The 23,235-nt window shown below is 68.3% G+C and carries 16 protein-coding genes; 1 reads left to right on the forward strand and 15 read right to left on the reverse strand.

What is annotated here, in order from left to right; all coding sequences use genetic code 11:
• Positions 1–13: 13 nt before the first annotated feature.
• The 14 genes from ACN268_RS11295 to ACN268_RS11360 all read right to left on the reverse strand — a co-directional run bounded on the left by ACN268_RS11295 (position 14) and on the right by ACN268_RS11360 (position 14,197).
• Positions 14–601 (reverse strand): hypothetical protein, encoded by a 588-nt coding sequence (locus ACN268_RS11295; RefSeq protein WP_421483141.1) that lies wholly within the window; start codon positions 599–601, stop codon positions 14–16.
• Between the two features lie 585 nt (positions 602–1,186).
• A complete protein-coding gene (locus ACN268_RS11300) occupies positions 1,187–2,512 on the reverse strand; it encodes an MFS transporter (protein WP_421483142.1) in 1,326 nt (441 codons plus the stop codon).
• A 200-nt stretch (positions 2,513–2,712) separates the two neighbouring features.
• Complete coding sequence (locus ACN268_RS11305; protein ID WP_421483143.1) at positions 2,713–3,243, reverse strand: MarR family winged helix-turn-helix transcriptional regulator; 531 nt, start codon at positions 3,241–3,243, stop codon at positions 2,713–2,715.
• A 148-nt stretch (positions 3,244–3,391) separates the two neighbouring features.
• Positions 3,392–4,477: a M23 family metallopeptidase gene (locus ACN268_RS11310; protein ID WP_421483144.1), complete on the reverse strand. Its 1,086-nt coding sequence runs from the start codon at positions 4,475–4,477 to the stop codon at positions 3,392–3,394.
• Positions 4,474–4,956, reverse strand: a complete 483-nt coding sequence (locus ACN268_RS11315; protein ID WP_421483145.1) for a hypothetical protein — start codon at positions 4,954–4,956, stop codon at positions 4,474–4,476. The genes ACN268_RS11310 and ACN268_RS11315 overlap by 4 nt, the downstream gene beginning before the upstream one ends.
• Entirely contained in the window at positions 4,953–5,177 is a 225-nt protein-coding gene (locus tag ACN268_RS11320; RefSeq protein ID WP_421483147.1) for a hypothetical protein, read from the reverse strand. Before ACN268_RS11320 ends, ACN268_RS11315 begins: the two co-directional genes overlap by 4 nt.
• Positions 5,174–5,434 (reverse strand): hypothetical protein, encoded by a 261-nt coding sequence (locus tag ACN268_RS11325; RefSeq protein WP_421483148.1) that lies wholly within the window; start codon positions 5,432–5,434, stop codon positions 5,174–5,176. Before ACN268_RS11325 ends, ACN268_RS11320 begins: the two co-directional genes overlap by 4 nt.
• Positions 5,431–6,027 carry a hypothetical protein gene (locus ACN268_RS11330; protein ID WP_421483149.1) on the reverse strand — a complete coding sequence of 199 codons (597 nt, stop codon included), beginning with the start codon at positions 6,025–6,027 and terminating at the stop codon, positions 5,431–5,433. Before ACN268_RS11330 ends, ACN268_RS11325 begins: the two co-directional genes overlap by 4 nt.
• Positions 6,027–7,877, reverse strand: coding sequence for a type IV secretory system conjugative DNA transfer family protein (locus ACN268_RS11335; RefSeq protein ID WP_421483150.1), 1,851 nt, complete (start codon positions 7,875–7,877; stop codon positions 6,027–6,029). The genes ACN268_RS11330 and ACN268_RS11335 overlap by 1 nt, the downstream gene beginning before the upstream one ends.
• Positions 7,877–9,226, reverse strand: a complete 1,350-nt coding sequence (locus ACN268_RS11340; RefSeq protein WP_421483151.1) for a hypothetical protein — start codon at positions 9,224–9,226, stop codon at positions 7,877–7,879. Before ACN268_RS11340 ends, ACN268_RS11335 begins: the two co-directional genes overlap by 1 nt.
• A 185-nt stretch (positions 9,227–9,411) precedes the next feature.
• Positions 9,412–10,881 carry an SCO6880 family protein gene (locus tag ACN268_RS11345; protein ID WP_421483152.1) on the reverse strand — a complete coding sequence of 490 codons (1,470 nt, stop codon included), beginning with the start codon at positions 10,879–10,881 and terminating at the stop codon, positions 9,412–9,414.
• A 16-nt stretch (positions 10,882–10,897) separates the two neighbouring features.
• A complete protein-coding gene (locus ACN268_RS11350; RefSeq protein WP_421483153.1) occupies positions 10,898–12,931 on the reverse strand; it encodes a hypothetical protein in 2,034 nt (677 codons plus the stop codon).
• A 10-nt stretch (positions 12,932–12,941) separates the two neighbouring features.
• A complete protein-coding gene (locus tag ACN268_RS11355) occupies positions 12,942–13,313 on the reverse strand; it encodes a hypothetical protein (RefSeq protein WP_421483154.1) in 372 nt (123 codons plus the stop codon).
• Between the two features lie 29 nt (positions 13,314–13,342).
• Positions 13,343–14,197, reverse strand: a complete 855-nt coding sequence (locus tag ACN268_RS11360) for a MinD/ParA family ATP-binding protein (RefSeq protein WP_421483155.1) — start codon at positions 14,195–14,197, stop codon at positions 13,343–13,345.
• Positions 14,198–14,678: 481 nt separating this feature from the next.
• Here ACN268_RS11360 and ACN268_RS11365 point away from each other — a divergent pair, with 481 nt between their 5' ends.
• Complete coding sequence (locus tag ACN268_RS11365) at positions 14,679–15,104, forward strand: hypothetical protein (RefSeq protein ID WP_421483157.1); 426 nt, start codon at positions 14,679–14,681, stop codon at positions 15,102–15,104.
• 864 nt (positions 15,105–15,968) lie between these two features.
• Here ACN268_RS11365 and ACN268_RS11370 read toward each other — a convergent pair.
• The gene (locus tag ACN268_RS11370) at positions 15,969–23,147 is read right to left on the reverse strand and encodes an RHS repeat-associated core domain-containing protein (protein WP_421483158.1); all 7,179 of its coding nucleotides are present in this window, start codon (positions 23,145–23,147) and stop codon (positions 15,969–15,971) included.
• Positions 23,148–23,235 lie beyond the last annotated feature (88 nt).

Below are 23,235 nucleotides of genomic sequence, written 5' to 3' on the forward strand. Positions count from 1 at the left end.
GCGCCTCGCGTGGTTACAGGTACGCGCTGGCGGAGGGGCCGTGGGAATAGCAGATAGTGCCGTTGGAGAGAGTGGCGATGCTACCCAGGAGAACGTCGGCGTACGCGTAACCGGGCCCGCTGGAGGTGAATCCCTTGGTCTTCGCCCAGAAGTGCGTCGGCGTGGACGGGTCGTTCCAGGTCTTGGTGCTCGACCCGTAGTCGTCGATCACGCCGACAGCCCAGTTCGTGTAGATCGCTCCGGGCCAGCCGCTGTTGATGGAGTAGCCGGTGTAGATGGACGTGTAATGCTTGCTCGTGTCGACGGCGTTGAAGTACACGAACGAGCTTCCACATTCACCGGGAACTTTGTTAAGCGTGGTGATCTCGCCCTTCTTCACGGCGTACTCGACACCTTTGTCGTCGACGCGTACCTCGTAGCCGTTGGCCTTGGCGATCTTGTGGTCGACGCCAACGCGCTTCATCGGCGTGACGATGTAGGTGGAGGCCGGGTCAGCCTGTGTGGTGGGCGCGGCGGCATGGGCGGCGGCTGGCGACATGCCGGCGGCTATCGCCATACCGGCTACCACCACAGCAGCACGTAGACTTACTCGGAACCGCATAGGTCCTCCTTGTGGAAAGGGGCGGGCTTCGCGCGGATACGGTGGCTGCGGTGCCCAATCACCGCAGCCACCCGTGCGTGACCTTGGTATCAGAGAATCGACAATTTCCGCTGCCCGGCTACTGCTTCAGCGAGTGTGGGCATGGCTGGCATCGACGGTGGTCGTAGTTCAGAGTCAACATCACCCAGGCGGTTGCTCGCTTAGAGCAGCGGACTAGTCACACTGCGTGACAACGACAAGGTTGTCGACCAATTGCGTGATGCTGGTCACAATCAAATCCCTGTGGGGCGCTACAGAACGTGGGCCACCCGTTCCAGGCCTCGCTCGCGCACCGTATACAGCGTGGAGCCGGTTGCCATCGCCGTACACCTCGAGTAGCCGGCCAGAAGCGCTTCTCTGCCGGCCTCCAACATCGCCGCCCGCACGCCCGACGCGGCCTCGACCTGGTTGGCAAACCACGACCTCCGGGCGTACGCGACGCAGCAACCCGGCGCACGCGTCGACATCGAAGGCGAACCGCGCCGGTCACTTCGTCGTGGAGGCGGAGAGCTTGATGAGAGCGGCTTGAGGATCGGAGACCTCCACTCAATGACGCAGGCGCCACATCGCGACAGCAGCCAGTGCCGGCAGGGCGGCGGTCGCGGCGAACGCGGCCGGCAGGCCCCACGGGGTCCAGAGCGCTGCGCAGGCCGCCGATCCGAGTGCGCCACCAAGGAAGAAGGTCAGGTTCGCCAAGCCCAGGGCAGCACCACGCACACTGACGTCGGTTAACTGAGAGATGGCGGTGGTCAGAGTCATCTGGGCCACCGCGAACGCCGCGAATCCCGCGCTCGCGGCACCAACCAGTGTCACCGGCCGCCGGTCCGTCGCTGCGAGCAGCACTGCGACGCTGAACAGAGCTGCTACCGAAGCCAGCACCTGCTGCGGCGGCAGACGACGGCCGGCGGCAGCGGCCACACGAGCGACGACCACTCCCGCGACGGCCCCAGGTAGGAGCAGCACACCCACGGCCTCCACGGTGTGTCCAAGGCCGGTCAGTAGTTGCGGGACGGCGTAGACGGCCGCGAACAGGCCGCCGTACACACCCGCGCCGACGAACCCGCAGCGCCAGAAACGCCGGTCACGGATCACCACCGCCGGGAGGAACCCTGTGGGATGCCGCTTGGTGTGTACGACCAGCAGCAACCCGCCAGCGCACGTTGCCGCCAGCAGGATAGGGATGACCGGACGGGCCATCGGAGCGGTCGCCGACTCCAGCACCAGCAGCAGTCCGGAGGCGACGAGCGTCAGAAGCAGCGCGCCCGTCCAGTCCACGTCACCCGACTCCTGCCGGTCCCCTGACCGAGTATGGATCCAGCACATCGGAATCGCGACCACGGACAGCGCTGGTAGCACCAAGGCGACGCGCCATCCGGCGGCCAAGGCGAGTGACCCGGCGAGCGGCGCGGTGGCGGAGAACAGCGTCATCACCGTCCCGAGGTGGGTGAGCACCCTCGGCCGGATGGCATCTGGTGCCCCGGCGGCAAGGGCGAGCGCGGTCGCGGTCATCGCCCCGGAACCTGCGGCCAGCAGTGCCCGCCCACCGATCACCACGAGCAGCGCGGGCGCGACGGCACAGACCGCCGTGCCGATGACGAGAAGCACCGCGCCGACCGCGAGCACGCTGCGCGTACCCCAGATGTCGGTGGCGCGGCCGGCGACCGCAGCGCCAACCCCGAGCCCCAGGGCGTGGATGGCCAGGATCCATACGGCTGCTGCCGGGTCGGCCTGGAGGCCCTGGGCGGCGGCGGGCAGCGCGACGGCGGCGGCGCTGACCCCGTAGACAGCCGGACCGTACAGGAGACCGAGCCGCCAGCCGGCTGTCGGCGAGGCAGGAAGTGGCGGTGCGGTGGATCGTACGGTCGCGGACATGCGGACTCCTCGTCGATGAATGGGCATGCGGGTGCGGAGCGCGGGCCGCGAAGGCGCCGGCGAACGGCGACGGTCACGGCCCTCCGCCCGCGTGCCCCAGCGATGGGTGGGAGCGTCGGTCGCCTCCGGCTGGGCGACCGGGTAGAGGGCACTTCGTGCCCTGCGTGGTGACCTGATCGACTTCTCAAGGAGCGTTCGGATCAGCTGGCCGGGGATGTGTCGGCGGCGGCACGTTGTTGGGAACGGACCGCTACCGTGCGTAGGACCCGTGCCAGGCTGTCTCCCGGGGGCAGGCCGGGGCCGCCGAACAGTCGGGCCTGTTCGGCGTCGACCCGATGCTGGATCTGACGCGCCAGATCCATGCCGGCCTGGGTGGGACGCAGGATCACCCGGCGTCGGTCGTGCTCGTGTAGATCCCTGCGGACCAGACCGCGATCAACCAGGGTCACCAGGACGCTGGTGAGCGTGGCCTTGGCGATGCCGACCTCGGCGGCAGTGGTGCGGGTGTCCACCGCGCGACGGGCGCAGACGAGCACGAGCACGTCATAGGCGGTCCAGGTCATGCCGTCGGCGCGCAGCACGGTGCGTTCGAGCTGCGCGCGGATGGTGTTGGCCGCGCGTACCAGTTGGGCCAGCGGGCCCGGTCGTGGTGGTGGTCCTGGTGCCCTGTTGGCCGGTGGTCGGTAGACGCCGGCGACCCGGCGGGGCCGCCGGTTGGTGTCGGCGCTCATCGCAGCCACCTCGGCCGGCGGATCGGCAGGCGGTGACGGCGGCGGCCGACGCGTCCGCCCCGGTCGCGCGGCGGTGGTTGCGGTACGGGTCGCTGTGGCTTCCCGGTCTCCTCACACATGTGTCCCCCGTGTTGTTGACGTCGAAAGGTCAGGTCGTCTTGGTCCCCAATGGGGCGCCGCGCGTCGCCATGAACGGGACTGGGTCGACGGAGTTGCTGTTGTCCAGGTCGCAGCCGCCATCGGCGGTGCAGGCGTGTTCATGGGTTTGGAAGTGCAGGTGCGGGCCGGACGAGTGGCCGCTGGTGCCGACCAGGCCGATCGGCTGGCCGGCCTGCACGGTGTCGCCCTCGGAGACGTCGGGGCGTCGGACCAGGTGGCAGTAGCGGGTGCCGTAGCCGTCGGCGTGGATCAGGTCGACGTACCAGCCACAGCCGCGGGTGTTTGGACTGCCGTCGATGTTGCAGTTGCCGGTGCTCGGGTCGCAGCCGGCCCAGATGACCCGGCCGGACGCTGCGGCGAGGATGACGGTGTTGCGCGGCACCGACAGGTCGACTCCGGCGTGCAGGCGTCCACCACGCGGCCCGTACCCGCTGCCGACCTCGGCCCGCAGGGGCGGGGTCCAGCCCGATGGCGCGACGGAGACCGGGCCATCGCAGCGCGCGAGGCTCGCTCCGGGCAGTTCACCGATCGAGGCGACCCCGGCCACTGCGGCGACGACCTGTTCGGCCTCGTGCTCGAACTCGCCGTACCGGTCGGGGAAGGCGGACACCTGGACCCGCTGCGCGGCGACGGTCAACGGGAGTTGCTGCCATCCGTCGACCTGGAGCAGCTTGTCGTAGAACCTGGTCGCGGCGTATGCCGGGTCGAGGATCTGCGCGGGGGTGCCCCATCCCTGGCTGGGTCGCTGCTGGAACAGCCCGAGCGAGTCACGGTCTCCGCCGCGAAGGTTCCGTAGGCGTGACTCGACCATCGCCGTGGCGACCGCGATGACCCAACCGCGAGCGGGCACTCCCCGCTGCTGGCCGACTGCCACGATCCGACCGGCGTTGGCGACCTGCTCCCCGGCCCAGCGACCCACAGCGTCGTGGGTGCCCATGGCACCGACCGGCGTCGGCGACAGCCTCGTGGGGCACGCGGCGGCCGGGGCTTCGATGAGCACCGCCGCCAGCGGCAGGCCACACGTCAACGCCAGCAGCACCGCCACGACACCGACACCGATCCGTCGACCGTTCACCGTGCGGTGGCCTCCTCGCGTACGCCGACGGTGGCGATCAGCCACTGTCGGCCGTCACGTATGCAGACCACCCGCAGAACCTCGTTGTCGGTGGGGACGTCTACCGCTGCGTGGGTCGGGGTTGCCGCGACGACCTGACCGCGACCGGTGACCTTGGTGGCGGGGACGTTGGCCGGGTCGACCGTGGCGAGTAGCGCCGCATAGGCGGGCACGGCACGTGGGCGCAGGGCGGCCAGCCAGTCGGACGCGTTCAGCTGCGGACGTGCCCACCGGGCGACGAAGCCGACGGCGGCCGCCACCGCATCCGGGTCTGCGTCGGCCGGGCCCGTCGGCCCAACTCCGTCTGGGTCGGTCGGCGAGGCGATCTGGGGCGCCGTCGTGCCTGCGGGGGTCGGCGGGGTCGGCGTGGCGCGGGTGCAGCCGACCGACATGAAGACGGCGAGCACCATCACGCTGCCGAGGGTGGGATGTCGTGTCACGTCGCCTCCTTCGGCCGGTCCTCGTCCGGGGCACCGAGCGCGGCGTTCACCCGCTGCCCGAGCAGACGTAGCTGGTGGTGCACGTCGACCAGCACGGCGTGCCGCTGTGCGGTCGGATGCCGGGTCGCGGTCTCGACGAGGACACCGATGTCACCGCGGAGTCGGGTGAGGTTGGCGCTGATCGAGTCCAGTGGTCCGTCGAACGAGGTCGCGGTGGTCACTCGTCGACGTCGCGGGTGTAGTCGCCGTCGAGGTACCCGTCGCTGGCCCAGTCCAGTTCCGTCTCCCGCCGCGTCAGTACGTCCAGGTCCGTCCATTGCTGCCTCTCCTCCTGCTGGTCGGCACGCCAGTTGTCGCGTACCTCGTGGATGCCGGCGATGAAGTCGTCGAGGGTGTCGACCCCGGCGCGCAGTCCGGCCATCGCGGTCTCGAACCGTTGCCAGTCCCACACGCTGGTGACTTCGGCGGGGTGTGTCATTGGCTGGCCTCCTGTCGCGAGTCGACCTCCGTGTGCCGTGCGTTCACGTCGTCATCGACGGCGCGTTCGGCTGCCTCGGGCCAGGGCTGCGCCCACACGCTGTCGGGGTTGGGTGGGGTGTGCTGGCCGTGGCGACATCGGGTGGTGTCCCACTGCTGCCAGCGGTGCCGGGCACGGTGCAGGGCTTCGTGCCAGCGCAGCGGACCCTCGGGGTCGGCGCGCGGGGAGTAGGCGTGGTGCCAGGACACCGACAACGCCGTCAGCTCTTCCACCAGCGCTGGGTGCGCCGGCCAGCAGTTGCCGAGGTCTTGGGCGACGCCGTAGCGGTCGACCAGCCAGGTCGTCCATGCCGTCAACCATGTCCACAGGTCCCGGGCGTCGTCGCGGCTCAGGTCCCGCCAGCAGTAGCGGGCCGGCGTCCACCCGGTGGGGGCGTCGAGGACGTCGACGCGTTCGCTCAGTGATACGTGCGCCTCGGCGAGCCGGTCCACCGCGGCGCGTACGGTGTCGATCAGTTCGGCCAGCTCGGCGACCGCGCGTTGCGGCGGTGACGCCTGCTCCGACAGTTCGAACAGGAAGGTGCGATCCGACATCAGCGGGCTCCGCTCAGCCGGGCGGTGAAGGTGGCCTGGCCGAGGTGGAACCGGTCTGCGTCCGGCCGTTCCCACCAGGCCGGTTGCACCACCTCGACCGGCGGCATGTTGCCCAGCAGCACCAGGGCGTGCCCGGTGGGTAGGTTGCGCAGCTCGGCGAGGTCGACGAGGTTCTCCCGCCGGGTGTTCTCCTGCACCGATGCCCGTCCGCCGCCCCAAGAGGCCGCCGATGACAGCTCCTGCACCTGCCCGAGCAGCGACTGTGCGTCCTTGAGTGCCGACACGTCCTGGGTGCCGCCCATGACGAAGCGGGCGTTCGCGCCGTCGCGGAGGGCCTGGCCGCCGGCCCGTCCCCAGCGTTCCTCCAGTTGGTGGGTGTTCTGGCACGAGATCGACAGGGCGATGCCGGCGCCACCACCCTCGGAGGCCAGCGCAGGGAGCGAGGGCAGCGGCGCGATGTTGGTGATCTCATCGCCGACGAGGTAGAGGCAGGGCTCCACCCGACCGCCCGGTGCCACGAACGACCGCTGCAGGGTGCGGTAGATGATGTCCTCGGCTACAGCGGCGAACAACGGCGCGATCAGTGCCTGCCCGCTGCGCGTCCCGACGAGGTAGAGCGTGCCGCACTCGTCCAGCCACTGCTCGACCCGGAACTGCTGACCGCGCGGCGGCGAGCAGGCGTGCAGGATACGCGGATTGCTGAACGGGTCGAGGGCACCGAACACCACCGACTGGATGGCGTCGCGGCTGCGGCCGGTGGACTCCCGGTGGAAGGCGAGCCGGTCGGCCCACACCGTCTGCTGATGGTGGCGCAGGATCCGCTCGGCACGAGGATCGTTGGGGTTGGCAGCCCAGCTCGCCACGTCCGTCATCGTCGTGTGCTCGTCCAGAGCGGCGGCGTGCAGCAGGCCACGGATGATGGCTGCGGCCTGGTCCTGGAAGTACTGGCCGTTCTCGACGTCGCCCTTGAGACCGGCACCGGCGGCGAAGCCCTTCGCGCGGAGCGCCGCGATGTCCGGATCCTCGGCGCCCTCGATCGGTGACCATCGCAACCGGGGCACCCCGGGCACCTGGCCCTGCGGCTCGAAGATCCAGGTCGGGCCGATCTCGGCCCGCAGCTCGTAGGTGGCTGCGGCGACGTCGAGACGGGTGGAGGTGGAGATGACCGCGCCACGGGCGTCGGCCACCCGGGGAATCATGTAGCGGGAGGTCTTGTTCGCGAACCGGGCCGCCCCGGCGAGCAGTTCGGTGTACTCGTTGGCGAGGTACAGCGGCTCACCGGTGAGCGCATCGTTGCCGAGGAATCGGGCCACCTCCAACGGGTCCACGCGGCGAAGGGTCTTCGCCCGTACGGTCTCGGGCTGGTCGTCGTCGCGGAGGGTCAGGCCCGGCCGCAGGACGTCCACCCGGCGCAGTACCGCGTCGGCGGTCACCAACCGGTCGAGGTCTCTGCGGCGGGCGAAGCCCCGGCGGCGTATCCGTTGCCGTGCCAGGCGCAGTGTGGGCGCGGCAACGCCGACCATGGCGGCGGTGGACAGGACGATCCACAGCCCGTACAGCACTGGTGTGGGCGGCAGTGCCTCCCGGGCCGCGAACGGCCACGCCTGCGCGGGGTCGCCCGGGTGGGCGACGATCCGCACGGCGATGCCCGGCGCGTCGGCGGGGGTGCTGTCCGGCCAGGTCGCGTGGGTGAGGAGCCCACCGACCTGCCCGGCCAGCCACAGCGTTGCGGTGCCCAGCAGGACGAGCAGGCCGGTGATGCCCAGCAACGCGAGCCGGGCCACGATGTCGGCGCGGGCCACTCCCCGCCGGGGCATCCGGTGGCCGGGAGACATGAGCGAGCCGCTCATCACCGCACCTGCCCCACCGGCGCGGCCAGCTCTCCGCGACCGGGTTCCTGCCGCATCCGGCTGTCGGTGTCCACCAGGTCGCGTTCGACCGAAGAGAGTTGGTGTTTGACGACGTACGAGCGCAGCCCCACCTTCCACAGCCCCACGCCCCGACGGAGGTGCAGGAGCAGGTCGGTCTCCACGTCGGTCGTGCCCAGGAACTCGCGGGCCACGTCGAGGGAGCCCTGCGCCTGCCGGTACGAGACCCGCACCCCGGTGTCCTCGATGAGCCCCCGGGCGATGCGTACCTGCTCGGAGTCGGCACCACCGCTGACCGCGAGGTCGGAGAACCGGTGGAACGCCAGGATGTTCGCCGTGCCGAGCGCCCGGGCCAGCTTCACCTGTTCCCGCATCCGCCGCATCAGACCCAGATGTCGACTGACCAACGCGAACTCGTCGTACAGGCACACCCGTGGGGGTGCGTCGGGGCGGGTCAGTTCCGCCTCCAGCCAGGACTGGGCGCAGGTCATCGCCATCGCCGTCATCTGGTCCGAGGCGCGGACCGCCCGGAGGTCCAGGATCGCGCCCGGTTGGTCGAAGTCCACCGACAGCGTCGCTGCGTCGGGCGCGTCGAAGATCCCACCGAGCACACCGGTGATCAGCCGCTCCAGGGCCAACCGCACCCGGCGGCTGTCGGCGGTGAACTGGTCGAGGTCGTAGTGCACTCCGGCAAGCCGGTGTGCCCACCGCTGCGGGTCGCCCATCGCCGCCAGCACCCGGGACAGGGTCGGGGTGAGTTGTCGGTGCGGGCTGGTGCCGACATCGCTCCGCGTCACCGCGTCGAGCGAGTACTCGACCAGGGACCGTTCCGCCTCGGTCAGCGGGCCACCGAGTTGGATCTCCAACAGTCCTTCCAGCAGCAGTAGCCGGCGGGCCCGCTGAATCTGCAACCACTCCGCCTCACCCTGCCGCGGCAACCGGCGGATTCCCGCCAGCGGGTTCATGACCACCCCCGAGCCAGGACCGACCCGGACCGGCCGGATGCCCGCCGCCGTGGCGAGGGTGTCGTACTCGCCCTTGACGTCGACGATGTAGAACCGGACCCCGAACGGGATACCGCGGAACGCGATGGTCTTGAGCAGCGACGACTTCGCGCTGCCGATCTCCCCGGTGACCACCATGTTCGGGGCGCTGAGCTGCCCCGCCCGGTACAGCTCGTGGATGGAGAAGACGAACGCGGCCCGGGAGTAGACCTCCTGCCCGATCAGCGGCCCGTCCACTCCCAGCCCCGGGTCGGCCACGAACGGGAAGACGCTGCACAGCTGCGCGCTCGTGGTGACCAGTGGTGGGAGACGCAGCCGCCAGAACACCCTCCCGGCGGCCCGACCGTAGGCGCCTCGCCCGTCGACCGGTGGCGGCCCCAGCAGCCGTTCCGACAGTCTCCGTGTCGTGCGCTGCTCACGGTCTAGCACCGCCTGGGCCGTCGCGAGGTCCCGCCGACCAGCGGCCTGCGCGAGGCGTTGCGACCACGACCCTTCCCGTTCCACCCGGGGTGTCACGCGAACCACCCCCGCAGCGGCTTCAGGCCACGAGCCAGCGGCAACGCGCCGGCGACGAACGCCTGGTCCTGTTCGCCGTAGAGGACGACTGCCTGGCATCCGCACCGACCGAGCACCCGGCGGACGGCTCGTACGTCATGGCGCAGCTGCTCCGCGCTGTCCGCGGTGACGGTCACCAGGGTCGCGTACCGGTAGCGGACGTGACCTGCGGCCTGTTCCCGATCGACCTGCTCGACTGCGCGGGCCTCCTCGTCCTCCCGAGCGGTACGCACCAGCCGCATCCGGCGTTTCGTGACCTCGTCACCGGCGCGGGCGACCTTGTCCCGTCGGGTCGCCAACTGCGCGAGCTGCGCCGGCACCGGTTCCGCGACGGTGGTCACCGCCCGCCGGCCGACGGTGCGGGTGAACAGCGGCGTCATCCACGTCATCGGGACCGGCTGGCGGGGCATCTCGTACACCCACAGGGTCTGCGAGTATCCGGAGTCGTGGCGGTACGACGACCACCCGACCGCCTGTGCGGCGATCGGCCCTGCCGTGTGCGGTGCGACCTCCGCCTCGGTGTCATCGGGATCGAACTGGCCACGCAGCACCGCCGCATACGTCCGGGGCGTCAGCCAGCCGTTGGTCTCGATCCCGGCTTCGCGTACTGCGGCGCGGATGCCGGTCAGCCGGTCCAGCACGACCGTGGCGATCGCCGCATCCGTCCCGCCCGCGTCCGAAACCTCGGCCGACAGCTTCCTGACGTCGAAGACGACCGTCAGGAACACCTCGTGCCGTTGCGCTCCCGGAGCCGCCGCTGCGGTCAGCTCCGCCAGCGACCGGTACGCCGACGTGTCGGTGCCCGTGCCCTGCCGCGCCAGGTATCGCTGTGCCCGGTTGCTGACGTCCGGTACCGCCCTGGCCGTCAGTGACCAGCGTGCCAGACCGCTGTCGGCGTACTCGGTGCCCAGCAGGTTCAACACGTCGGCCCACGACGTCAGCCGTTGGTGCTGCACGGAGGTGTCGGCGAGGACGAGGTTGCCGCCCGCGCAGGCCAGCGCGGCGGTCACGGTGCCTTCCCGCCGGTGGTGCAGCAGGCCCACCTCGGTCATTCCGTCCGCCGCCACCGCCGACAGCCACCGGTAGCCGGCGGCCGGACCGGGCAGTTGCAGGTGCTGCGTGCCCGGGGTAGCGGTGAGCACCCCGCCGCGGTACCGGTCCTGCCGGGTTGCCCGTTGCAGCAGCGCCCCGATGACGATGGGGGTCCATTCGGTGAGTCGGCGGCCCCGGACCCGCAGCAGACCCCACGTCAGCAGCAGCACCGCAGCCGACAGCAGGCCGGCCGCCGCACCCGGCCGCCCCACCGCCAGCAGGTTCGCGGCGACGACCAGACAGATCACGCCGGCCACCGCGGTGCCGATCTGCCCCCAGCTGAAGCCGAGGATCGAGCCGCGGGTGGAACGCGGCGGGAAGTGGAACTGCGTCATGTCGTCCTCTCCTCGTCTACACCGGCACGATCGGGATCTCGGCGGCTCCACCGGCCGCAGCGGCACCGCCAGCTCCGCCCGATCCCCCTGCACCACCCGCAGGTTCACCGCCGGCCGATCCAGGGGCACCGGCAGCATCGGGATCGGTCTCCGGGGGCAGCGCGGGATCGGCCGGGCTCGGCGCACCGACCGGGTTGCCCGTCGGCGACCCGCCCTCGGCCGGGGCGCCGTCTCCGCCCGCCCCGGTGGCCATCGCTGGTCCGGATGGGGGTGCCTGCGGTGTCAGCGGCAGCGCGCCCTGTTGACCCGTGGTGTCCCCCGGCAGGGTGAGTTGACCCTGCACCATGTCCCCCTGGGCGGTACGGGCGTCCCGTTCCACTCCGTCGGCTTCCTCGGCGTTCTCACCGCCGCTGCGGTCGGCAGCCACGTCGGTAGCGGGTTCACCGAACTGATCGCTGTCGCCAGAGCCATGCATCGCCGCCACCGCCTCGACGGTCGTGCCGGCACTCTTTCCGAGCAGACCGGAGCCGTCACCCGGGCTGGTCGGGATGGCGTCGGAGTTGCCCTGCATCAGCGACGCCGCATCCACGTCCCCGCTACCGCCGCTCAGCGGATCGGACAGGCGGCGCGCGGCGGCGTCCACTCCCACCGCAGCGGCGGTCGACGTCAGGAAACCCCGGGCGTCGACGTCGGCGAGGTAGCCGTCCCACATACTCGTCAACCGCAGCAGGATCCACGGCGCGAGCACCATCAGGACGATGATGAACAGCCCTCGCAGCACGTTGAGGACGTTGTCGCTCTCATACGCGGTGCGGGTGCCGTAGATCCACAACGCGGCGATGAAGAACTTCGAACTGGCGAGGGCGTTGCAGGTCCAGAACCACTTCCGTCCCCACGAGCGCGTCTCGGCCATCACCTGCCCCGTCATTGCCATCGCGCCGAACAGCGCCGCTCCGGCGGCCAGGAGCGACCGGAACAGCAGCATCACGAACACGAGCACCAGGCCGATCACCCCGATGACGGCCACCAGGAAGGCGAGCAGAACGGTGCCGGTGTCGAGGGTGAGCGCGGTGAGCGCGTCCACCCATACCCCGGGCTGCCAGTCCCGCTGCTGGTTCCGGTCGATCAACGCGATCGTCGCCTCGTCCCACGCCGCCATGAGCAGGTAGGCGATGCCACCGGCGAAGGCGATGCCGAACATGGCCCGGACCAGCCCACCCAGCGTGGACAGCGGCCCCGGCCCACCGATCCGGAGTCCGTTGATGGCGGTCGAGATGACGAACACCAGCAGCACCATGACGATCAGGACGCCGCTGATGTCGTTGTAGACGCCGTAGAACGGCTCGTCCACAGTGGTCGTGGACTGCTCGAATACGATCTCGGCGAGCTTGCCCAGCGCCCAGGCGAAGCCGGCGACCGCGACGTCGGCCAGCCCCTCGAAGCCGCTCCGGGCGGCCCCCTTGACCTGAGTGCCCACCTGACAGGCCACATCCAGCACCTGGCAACCCTGCGTCGCCTGCAACGACGAGTACGGCAGCAGCGACGTCCTCAGCGACTCGCAGCGATCCCGCTTCGCCAGCCAACGCACGGCGTTCGCCTCGTCCTCCGTTGCGCGCGCGGTGAAGCGTTCACAGCGCACCGGCTGCTCGCCGGACGCCGGTATCACCTCGTCGAGTACGGACGGAGTTCCGTCGGGGGGCGGTGACTGCACCGTCATCGACACCGCATCGCAGCGCTCCTGGTCGACGACGGTGGTGGCCGTACTGCAGGTGGTCACCCAGCCGTCGCCGGCCTGCCACCGCGCCCACGGCAGGCACCAACCCACCTGCGGCAGCGTCTCGGCTTCCCTGGGACCGCCGGGCTGTCCGCCTTCGGGTGCCGGACACGGCACCACCGGTGAGGCCGGCACCGGAGTCGGGGCGGCCACCGCCTGCCCCGGGACGAGGAGCGGGCCGATGAGCAGTATCGCCATCGCCCCAATGCCTGCCACCACCCGCAAACGCCCGGTCGTCACCGTGCCGCTCGTCAGCGCGAACGTCCTCCCCTCCATGCCCGCAGCCCTAGATTTCGGAAAGCAGGAACGCGATGATGGAGGTGGCGGAGCCGACCACGATCGCAACGAGCCCGGCCTTCCACATCATCGACTTGCCGCGGTCACTGATGATGTGCGCGCCGAAGATCGGCCCGATACCGAATGCGATCGCGCCGGCGGCAAGCCCTGCCACCGCAGACACCACCCCGAGGAAGAGCGCGGCGTTGGCCAACTTGTAGAACAGGTCCGCCCGTGGCACTGCCGCCGGGTCCGGACTGATCCGGCTGAAGTCGAAGCCCTCACCGGACGGCGTAGGCGTGGGCGTGGGTGACGGCGCAAGTAGCGCCGTCATCCCCGGCGCCCGGACGGTCATCGCGGCTGCCAGCCAATGCACCAGCATCGTTTGTCCTCCCCGTGGAATGCGACAGATCAGGTCAAGGAAGCGCCCGACGAGTCGGTGACCGGGCACCGGTCGATCGCCATCGCCGCCACCTCGGTCAACGCCGACCGGGTGGCCTTGCTCAGTGAGCGGGGATCGAGTGCGTCCGGACGCGCGAGCACCGGGTCGTACGGCACCCGCACCAGGTCGATTCCGGCCCGCTTCGCCAACTGTTCGACCGCCCGCACCTCCCGGGCGGTGCTCGGCGAGGTCGCCATGACCACCACCAGCGCGCCATCGGCCACCCGTTCCACACCCGCCGCCCGCATATGGGCCAGCAGCCGCAGGGTGTGCTGCACGGCGTCCACCGTTGCGCGGGACACCAGGACAGGCACCGTCGCCCAGCTCAGGACTCGCCAGGTCGGCGCGGTATCCGCGGTGGGCAGATCCAGCAGCATCAGCTTCGACGTCATGCGGAGATGACCGATCACGCCGAGCAGCTCCGGCCAGTTCGGCGGCCGCCGCTGCGTGGTCAGCCTGCTCTCCCCCACCAGCACCCGCAGTCCGGTTGGACCGCCCTGCATCAGGCGCTCCGCGACCCCCCTGTCGGCCAGCGCTGTCCCGGCAAGTACGGCGTCCCACACGGTTGCGGGGCTGCGCCGTACCACCCGATGCTCCACGCCGCCCCAGGCGCGAACGGTCGCATCAACAGCCACCACCGGCCCAGGCACCGCAAGCGCCAGCAACCCACCGAGCGCCACCACAAGCGTGGAGCGCCCCACCCCGCCGTCGGCCGATGAGACGCTGACCAGCGGGCAGCCAGCCTGCAGGGCAGCCGCCCTGCTCCACAGCGCTTCTACTCGAGTGCCCGCACCGAATTCACGCGGGATTTCGCGAGCACTCACGATGGACTCACCTCACCTCATAGCGGATTGGTCATGGCCACGGCCTCGTCGGGATGGAAGACCGCCCCGCAGGCTCGTTGCCTGCGGTCGATCCCCTTCTGCCACTTGCACCCGGGCGGCAGTGGGGGCGGGATGGGGCCGCTCACCCAGCGAACGCAGCACGACCCCGCCCTCAAGGCGTGCTGCGTGGCACCGGCCGGTCGACTTGGCTCGACGCGACCGGCCCCCGTTGCCCGCCCCGACGTGGACGCCGTCCGGGCGAGCGGCCCTGGGAGCAACACCCCCCTCGGGTGCCGCCTCCCGTGGATCGGACTTGGCCTGGATAGGGTCAGTCCGATCCGCTACGCTCCAACCAACTGCACTTCACTTCGAAGCGAACCGCAGTTGCCGGAGCGACAACGCGATCTAAACACGCGTCTTAGTAGGGCGTCAACTACAGTCCGCGATTCAGCCAACTGTAGTTGGAAGTGGGAGGGACGCCATGACCGACAACCCAGCCGACCAGGCAGAGGACCACGCCTCCGCACTGATCCAGACAAGACTCCGCAGCCTCTTCGAGGGCAGCCAGGATGGCCGCGCCCCCTACACAGAGGCCGAGGTCGCGCGGGCGCTCACCCAGGCAGGTCACCGCATCACCGCCGAAGGCATCCGTAATCTGCTGCGCGCTCCACGGATCAACCCGAAGGCATCCACGCTCCGCGCCCTGGCCCAGTTCTTCAACGTGCCCGCCGGCTACCTCCTCGGCGACCAGGAAGAACCCGAAGAGCACAGCCGCCGGGTACGGGTCATGGCCCGTTCCATCACCAAGCTCTCCCCCGCAGCACAGGAGGGGATCGCCACCATCATCGACAACCTGCTCCGCGTGGAGGAAGCAGCCCGCAAAGGCAGACAGGCCACCCGGGACTGATGCTGGCAGCAGCAGGAGCAATGGCCGGTCGACTGGCGAGCTTCGGACCTACACTCAGAGGACGCACGCGCACGCGCTACAGCCGTTCCGGCCCCGCGCGCACGCGCCCACGCAACAGACCACCGATCCCAAAAGACACCCGGAATGCAGCAACGCGGCGAGAACGACCATCGGGACAGCCAGATCGTGACGATCGCCTCACCGAGCAGCCACCGCGACCCATCCGGCGATCGACGCCGCACCGCTACGCGCCGCGCCACCGGACAGTCCCGGCACCGTCGCGATCGAACAAGCATTAAATTCATGCGCTTGCATATGCGCGAACTATCTGACAGCAACCCGTGCGCACAAGCACGCCCCTCGGCGCACAGCGGAGTGGCGCCAACACTCATAGCAGTGGCACCACTCCGCTGCGCTGCATTTACGAACGCAACGTTCGAACTCAGGCCGAATAGCGTTGCAGTTGACGTTGTTCAGCTAATTACTACCACCGCGCGGCTAGTCCAACCAGGTTCATCCACGAAGACCCGAAGGCGACGCATCCCGCGCTGCTCGTGCGCCGTAAGGGATATTACATCATCGGAATCGCGTAGCCTAATTACGCCGAACTTCGATTCGAACTCATCATCGAAACAAAGCCTCAGATCTGCCACGGTTTCCTCTGGCGCCTCCTGCCTATAAGCGCATACCGTCACGGGGCCATCGACAGCCGGACTCACGGCGAGGTACAGCGAGTCCACGTCGAAGTGAACGGGTTGGCTTGCGGCGTCCCACCCCTCGTGAGCAGCGGATGTGTCCGCATCTTCGATCAAAAGCAAGCCATGATCGAAGAACGCCGTAAAGCATCCAATCAGATTATCGCTGTCAGAATGCAAGGTTTCCTCGATTAATCTGAGTTACTGTTCCAGCTTGTGATCGCATACAGGATAAACAATGCGGGTAAGCGGTTTGAGGGCTGCCACGCGGCACCATGGTGGTCGGTGGCTGGTGATCCGGGATCCAGTTACCACTACGTGTTCCAGGCGTAGTCGCGCCGCATGTGTGACACCCATGCAGATTACCGGATTCGTTGATCATACCGCGAACGCCGGGCGCATTGATGTTGCCGTCAACCAGCCCCACCCCTTCGCGTGCATGTGGCCCCGCGCCAAGCGTCAAATCGCATGCACGGGGTCCATTCGTGTTGTGCACCAACACCGGCGTGTTGCCGGCTAGCACATAGTACGTGTGGATGGAGTTTACGGTGAGGTTGTAGGCGAGGTCTGTTTGGGTCGAGGAGGGTAGGAGGCCACCGGCGGGGTGAAGTCCGTTGGGGCTGAGGACCAGATCACCGGGATCGAGTTGGTCGGCTCGCTGCCACTGGCGGTCGGTATGGTTCCAGAAGGGATGATCCTCGGTAGTGGTGAGGAGTGCGCCGCCGACCTCCAGGTCGATCAGTTCGTCTGGATGAATCCATACCTGCTCTACACGCCGCGGGCCTTGGATGCCGGATTCTGGGTCCGCAGCGAGCACTTCGTCGCCTGGCTGCACCTCGTCCAAGCGCTTTTCGCTGCCATCGGCCATCAGGACTTTGGTGTCGCCGCTGAAACTCATGCAGCCACAGCCACAGCCACCGCCGCTGGAAGGCCGACTTCCCGCGCCAGTGCCGCGTCCGGTGGCCGCTGCAGCGCCGAGGCTGCCAGCGCCGCCTGGGATCAGATCATCAGATGGCAGGTTGGCTGCCATCCAGTCGATATACGGGTTGTAGAGTTCTTCGATCCATTGCTGGCAGCCGCCGGGCCGGCCCATCTCGTGGCAGATGTTCATGGCGAGGGCGCGCTCATCCTGTGCTACCAACTCGTCATTGGAGAAGAACTCCCGTCCGAACCATTCACCGCGCTGTTCATTCCAGCGGCGGGCGAACTCCTCTAGTGACACCGTTTCGGGGACCCGGATGACGTGGCCAAGGATCCGGGGGTCGTGTCGTCGGATGGGGGTGGTGCCCTTGTGTCCGTTGCGTTTTCCCCAGTGTTCGTTAGCCGGGGTGCCGCAGCCGCCCGGACAGCCCTTGGTGGGGCTGTAGCCGTAGCAGTCGTGGTCGAGACAGTCTTCGGGGATTAGTCCGCTGGGGTCGCTGGAGGTGACGGGTGAGTTGTTGGCGTAGGCGTAGCCGTTCCACTGCTGGGGGTCCGTGAGGTCCTGCAGGGGGTCGAGGGAGATGAAGCGTCCGTTGGTCGGGTCGTAGTTGCGGGCGCCGACCTGGGTTAGTCCGGTGTTGGTGTTGAGGGGTTGGTTGAGGAAGCCCCGGTTGTCGGGGGTGGTGACGGTGGCGCCGCGGGGGTCTCCGTACGGGGTGTACTGACGCCAGGTGGGGACCTGGGCGGTGTTGTTGAGGTAGAGGCTCGGGGTGCCCTGGTGGTCGGGGATGGTGTAGCCGTAGTTGCTGCCGGTACCGGTGCGGATTGCGGTCGCCCCGTTGGGGAGGGGGTGGTACCGCACGCCGGTCAGGGTCTGGGTGCTGGTGTTGAGGGTGATCTGTTGCCCGGGGAGGTAGAGGGTGCTGGTTCCCGGGTCTTTCTGGATGAGCAGGTTGCCGTCGGCGTCGTACAGGAAGGAGCTGTCGCCGTCCGTGCCGCCGGTGACGGCGGTGAGTTCGCCGGTGTCATCCCAACTCAGGATCTGGTTGCCCTGACCTGCACTGCGGGTGGCCATGTTGCCGGACTTGTCGTATGTGTACGAGGTGTTGCCGGTCAGACCACCGCTGGTTGCCGTGCTTGTCAGGGTGTTCGGCTGCCCCTCGCTGTTGCCGTCATAGGTGTAGGTCGTGGTGATGTCGGTGCCGCCGCTGAGCGCATACTGCTTCTGGCTTTGGCGGTTACCGAGAAGGTCTACCGTCCACTCGGTCCAGTAGGCGCTGGTGGAGCCGATGCCGCTGCCGACCATGCCACGGTTGCTGCCGCTCGGTGCGAGGGCGCAGTTGTCGGTGGCGGTCCAGGCTGAGGTGAGTTGGCGCAGTGCGTCGTACCGGTAGCACTGGGTTTCTGCTGTGGTGGCGGGCTCGTACCGGGTGTCGATCTGTTTGGTGATGTTGCCGAACAGGTCGTACTCGTACTCCTTTTGGGCGACGTCCTTGGTGGTAGTGGTGGTCTTGGTGATCTTCTGGGTCTTCAGCCGGCTGTTGTGGTCGTCGTAGGCGTTGATGATGGTGGCTTGGCTGCTGCTCGCGTTGATCCGGCCGCCGGTCACCCGGCCCCAGGCGTCGTAGTAGGTGGCGTTGGCGTAGGTGCCGAGCAGACTGCCTGCGGTGTTCGGCAGTTCCAGGGCACCGGTGTAGGCGTAGGTGACAGTCTCGGAGGGGAGTCCGCCCTTGGCGGGGAAGGCGTTGCTGTATGGCTGTCCCGTCACTCCAAGGTAGGCATGGCCGAAGGTATACGTGTTGCCGAGTAGTCCTTCGACCGCGGGGATGGTGATGGTCTCGCCGGTGGACGCGCCGAAGGCATTGAAGCCCTTGTACTGGGTGATGTAGGCGGCGTTGTTGCGATAGGCCGTAACGGTGGTCGGTTGGCCCTTCGGGTTGTCCATGTTGGGCACCGCCGCGTTGTCATTGTCATACACCCACGAGGCGAGCTCGTTCGACGACGACTGACCGGACAGGGGAGCGGCGAAGGTGCCGGTCTTACGATTGATCGAGTCGTAGGTGAACGAGACGGTCTTGTTACGGGAGTTGGTGGTCTGGGTGAGGTTGCCGGCGCCGTCGTACGTCATGGTGCTGGTGCCGGCGTCCGGGTCGGTTTTCTCGATTACCCGGGCGAGCAGGTCGTACCGGCTGTTCCAGGTGGTGCCTGCGGAGTTGGTGAGGCTGGCCTGGTTGCCGCGTGCGTCATATCCGTAGCTCGTGGCGGTGGTGGTGCCGCCGGTGAGGTAGTACGTGCCCGTGATCGGGTTCGACGGCGTGACAAGGATCGGGGTCGTCGTGTACTGGAGCACCTTGTCGGTACGGCCCGTCGGGTCAGTCACGGTGGAGACGGTGGTGCCGCCCGCAGGTGGGATGACGGTGGTTCGGTCGCCGTTGTAGACGGTCCTGGTGGCGGAGACGACCTGATTGTCTCGCGCGTTCTGGACCAAAATCGCCCGGCCGGCGCCGTCATAGGTGTTGAAGGTCTGGTGATAGACCGTCTTGCCGAGATCGGTTGCCGACACGGGCGTTGTGGCCGGATTGTTGGCCTCGTCCCACCAACCGTCGTACGTGGCGCGTACCCAGCCCCTGGTGTCGTAGAAGGTGTCGGTGATCATCCGACCGCCGGCGGGGCTGGTGCTCTGGGTCTGGCGTACCCTCATCTGCGCGTCGTAGATGGTCGTCGAGGTGGCATAGCCACCGGCGTTGTTCAGCGTCTCGGTCGTGGTGGCGGTAGGGCCGGTCTTCTGGACCGTGTAGGTGTAGCGATGGTGAGGCGGGTTGCTGGTGGCCCGTCCGGCCACCCACACGGCCTTGACCCGGCCAAGGGCGTCGTACTGCCGGCGGGTCGACACGAGGTTGGCGTCGGTGGAGACCGTGGTCAGGTTGCGCATCGGCGTGACCGTCGTCGACGAGACGTGGTCCTTGGCGTTCTTGGTGGTCACGCCGGTGGTGAGGCCGACGGCGTTGTCCGTGTACGTAGTAGTGGACTTGTTGCCGTTCCCGTCGTACATCGCGGTGGTTCGGCCGTAGGCGTCGAACTCTGCGCGGTCGGTGGTCTGGTAGACGTAGGCACCGGCGACGTGGTCGGATGCCTTACGCACCATCGTCACGTTGCCCTTGGTAGGCGCGTTGGCCTGAGGGAACGTCGTGGCGAAGCTCGGGTCGTCGTAATAGGTACGCACGTGGGAGACGACCTGCGCGGGCCGGTCGATGGTGGTCGGCGCGGTGAGCGTGTTGACGCTGCCAGGCACCGAGGACGGCGATCCTGGGGTGAAGCCGCCGCAGGCCACCGCGACCGTCTCGACCTGGCTGATCAGCCCGACGATGTTCAGGCTGGTGTTGACCGGCGCGTACGTGGTGGTGGTGCACTGGTCGTAGGCGGCGTTGACCGGCACCGTGTGGTCGTAGGAGTGCTTGAGCAGACCGAAGGTGGGCGAGCTGACCGACGTGTCGTAGGTGTTGTCGGTCTGGCTGTAGCGCCACGTGGTCGCGCCGGTGCTGGTCATGGCCTGCCGGGTCCAGGTCTGGACCGGTGCCATCTTGTTCGCCGTCAGGTCGGGCAGGCCTGTCCGGCTCCGAGTCGCACTGGCCGCCGAGATCCAGTACGAGGTTACCGTCGAGGTTTCGACGGGTCCCCCGTCACCGCGGTATGTCGTGGTCTCCAGTTCCCGCCCGGCCAGCTGATCGATGTCCTCGTGGACGCCGCCGGCGGAGTCGGTGACGTTGACGACGGTGGTGTTGTTGTTCTTGGACATTCCGCGGTAGTAGGTGGCGGCCGTGAGCGTGCGTGGGTCGTTGGTGGCATCGCCATTACGGGTCTCGACCTTGCCGTAGCCGCGGAACTGGCCGTAGGTGCGGTACTTCGTCTTCACGACCTCGTTGTCGTCGTAGCGCCAGGCGGCACCTCCGACGTACGTGTAACTGGTCGCGGTCGCCGGTGCTCCGCCCGTCGGGTCGGTGGCGGTGACTCTGGTAACGGCGTACTTGTGGAACCAGTCACGAGCGGGATCGGAGTAGCCGTCAGGAGTCCAGTAGACCGGGTAACAGGACTTGGTGTTCGTCGCGGGAGCGACGCTGACCGGTGCCGTACACGGCTCTGGCAGTTCGTAGCTGACTGTGATGGTGGAGCCAGTCTCGGTGGTCACCGTTTCGAGGCGTTGCCGGTAGAAGGAGGGTAGGCCGCCTGCGGTGTCGACCCGGTTCGGCAGTTTCACCCCTGTGAACGACACGGACGGCAGCGTGATCGGCGTGGTCGATCCGCCTGAGGTGGTGTCGTGGCCGGTGCGGGTGATGGAACTCAGCCACAGCGTGGGAGCCGTGCCGTCGAGCGTCGGCGGCATGGTGTGCGTCAGGGCGTACGAATCCACCGGCTGGTACGTCGCGGTTGCCGTGTCGTACTGCTGCGTCTCCACGGAGGTGAGTCGGACGGTGGAGAAGAACGAAGGGCTCCAAGACTTGCAATCGGTGTTCTCTTTGCAGATCAGGTCGAACGGGACATCCTGCCAGTTCGCCTTCGTGCTCTCGTTCAGCGGATTGCACGTCCCCGAAAGGCACCGGTCGCCGGTGTTGAAGGCGACCCGGTTCGGGACGGTGCCGTAGGCGTTGCCGTCAGTGAAGCCGTAGTCAATGCGCGCCAGCCAACTATCCCGGATATAGGAGACGTCCGTGGCGCCTTCGTTGCGGCCATAGTAGTTGGTTGCCTGGTTGTAGTAGTAGGCCATGGCGCTGCCGCGGACGTCCTTGACGTAGTCGAGGTTCCAGCGGTAGGCCATGGTGCACACCGAGGAGGAGAACCCGGTCGACTTGTAGCAGGGATCACCGGCATGCGGCGAATACACCGGGGTGTGGTCCACCGACTTGGTCTCCGGTTTGTTGGTGGACCAACCCGGCAGCCTGTTACGGCCGAACTCGTAGACGGTGCCGTCCGGTTCCGTCACCCGCCAGTAGTCGTGGTTGTAGGTACCGCTGCCGGTTTCGAAGTCGGTCACCTGCTTGATGACCGAGCCGTTGTCGTTCTGGAGTTTCCACGTCTCCTTCCCGGAGTCCCAGATCATCGACGTGGACGATCCGTTGAGCGACAGGGTCAGAATCGGACCGGTGTAGCAGCGGTCGTACGTCTTCTTCGGCGAGGGAGTGCCGCCGGGGTCGTCCTGGCAGGAGACGAAGGTCTGTTCCACGTAGTTGCGCGGCGTCGACCAACCGTCGCCCACCCAGGACGCCTGCGCGCTGGTGGCGACGGTCTGTCCGTCCACCGCGCTGGAGTCGTACGACAGTGCCAGTTGCGGTGCCAGCTTCGACCGCGTCGGCGGTACCGTCAGCGGGTACGAGTAGCTGAACGACCCGGTGCTTCCGCCCGCGCTCCACGAACCGGAGGGTTTCAGATCCGTCGCCGCGTAGGTGCCCCCCTCCCCGCCTTCCTCTCCCGCGCCAGCGACCGCAGCGAGCACTGTCGTGGCGGGGCCGGCAACAGTTGTCTCACGGTCGGCACCACCGACCGTGATCTCAGCCGAGACCGTCCTAGCCGCCACGTCGTTGCGTGACGACAGCGGCTCGACGGAACGGCAGGCCGCTTGTTGTGGGGTGGTCAGCACGCAGGTGGGTAGCTTGACCAGCCTGAGCCTGGAGCCGTAGTTGCCACCGTACGCCTCGGCGAAGCCGGCGTAGTCCACGCCGACGCGCACGGCACCGGCGCTGCTCGCCGTTGGCGAGGACACGCTGAGCAGCACGCCGTTCACGCCGGCAGCCGCAGTGGCAGCGCGATCGAGCACCCGCACGCCGAGACGCTGAGGGCCGCCGTGGGAGTACTGACGCTGCGGGGCAGTCTGCACCCAGATCGGGGTTCCCGTCGCCCTCGCCTTTATCGACGCATCAGCACGGGCGCCGGCCGAGGCCAGGTCGACCTCAGCCGCTGCGGCCTTCGGCCAGGTGGTCCGCGTCGGTTGAGAGTTGGTCTTCGCGGCGTCACGTGGAACGACGAACTTCGACTTCAGGGGCTTCACTCCCGTTACGGAGCGACCAGGCGATGGGACAGGAGGTCGACCTGTTGCGGCACCGGCGGCCATCGCCCCTGGGGGCGTCGCCACCAGCGTTCCGGCGATGAGCACCGTTCCCATGCAGAGCGCGGCGAGCCTGCTGCGGCGTGTGAGCAGCCGCGATCCCCCGTGTCCGACCATTGCCAACCCACCTTGACCGACGACCGACAAGAAGACACGCAGGGTGTCGGGTCGACCACCAAGCGGCATGGACAATGTTTCACGTCGCGCGGCGGGCGAGGTCACGGGAACATAACGAAAGATCGCGGCCGGGCATCCAGACCTGCCGAAGAAGGTCGAAAGGGGCAACGCGGAAAGGATGAGCGTTCCGCTGGGACGGTCGGGCTGGTTCACTGTGCCCGCCACCGGACATGCGGCAGCGTGTCCCCTGACACACGGGGAGTAATGTCTTGACGCCCGGAAACAGCCTCGCGCACTGGCC

Origin of the sequence: Micromonospora sp. WMMD735 (genome assembly GCF_049178995.1) — a bacterium.
Lineage (GTDB): Bacteria > Actinomycetota > Actinomycetes > Mycobacteriales > Micromonosporaceae > Micromonospora > Micromonospora wenchangensis.

Coding starts and splice junctions, on each gene's coding strand:
- ACN268_RS11295 (WP_421483141.1), bottom strand. CDS start 601: ATGCGGTTCCGAGTAAGTCTACGTGCTGCTGTGGTGGTAGCCGGTATG.
- ACN268_RS11300 (WP_421483142.1), bottom strand. CDS start 2,512: ATGTCCGCGACCGTACGATCCACCGCACCGCCACTTCCTGCCTCGCCG.
- ACN268_RS11305 (WP_421483143.1), bottom strand. CDS start 3,243: ATGAGCGCCGACACCAACCGGCGGCCCCGCCGGGTCGCCGGCGTCTAC.
- ACN268_RS11325 (WP_421483148.1), bottom strand. CDS start 5,434: ATGACACACCCCGCCGAAGTCACCAGCGTGTGGGACTGGCAACGGTTC.
- ACN268_RS11330 (WP_421483149.1), bottom strand. CDS start 6,027: ATGTCGGATCGCACCTTCCTGTTCGAACTGTCGGAGCAGGCGTCACCG.
- ACN268_RS11335 (WP_421483150.1), bottom strand. CDS start 7,877: ATGAGCGGCTCGCTCATGTCTCCCGGCCACCGGATGCCCCGGCGGGGA.
- ACN268_RS11345 (WP_421483152.1), bottom strand. CDS start 10,881: ATGACGCAGTTCCACTTCCCGCCGCGTTCCACCCGCGGCTCGATCCTC.
- ACN268_RS11350 (WP_421483153.1), bottom strand. CDS start 12,931: ATGGAGGGGAGGACGTTCGCGCTGACGAGCGGCACGGTGACGACCGGG.
- ACN268_RS11355 (WP_421483154.1), bottom strand. CDS start 13,313: ATGCTGGTGCATTGGCTGGCAGCCGCGATGACCGTCCGGGCGCCGGGG.
- ACN268_RS11365 (WP_421483157.1), top strand. CDS start 14,679: ATGACCGACAACCCAGCCGACCAGGCAGAGGACCACGCCTCCGCACTG.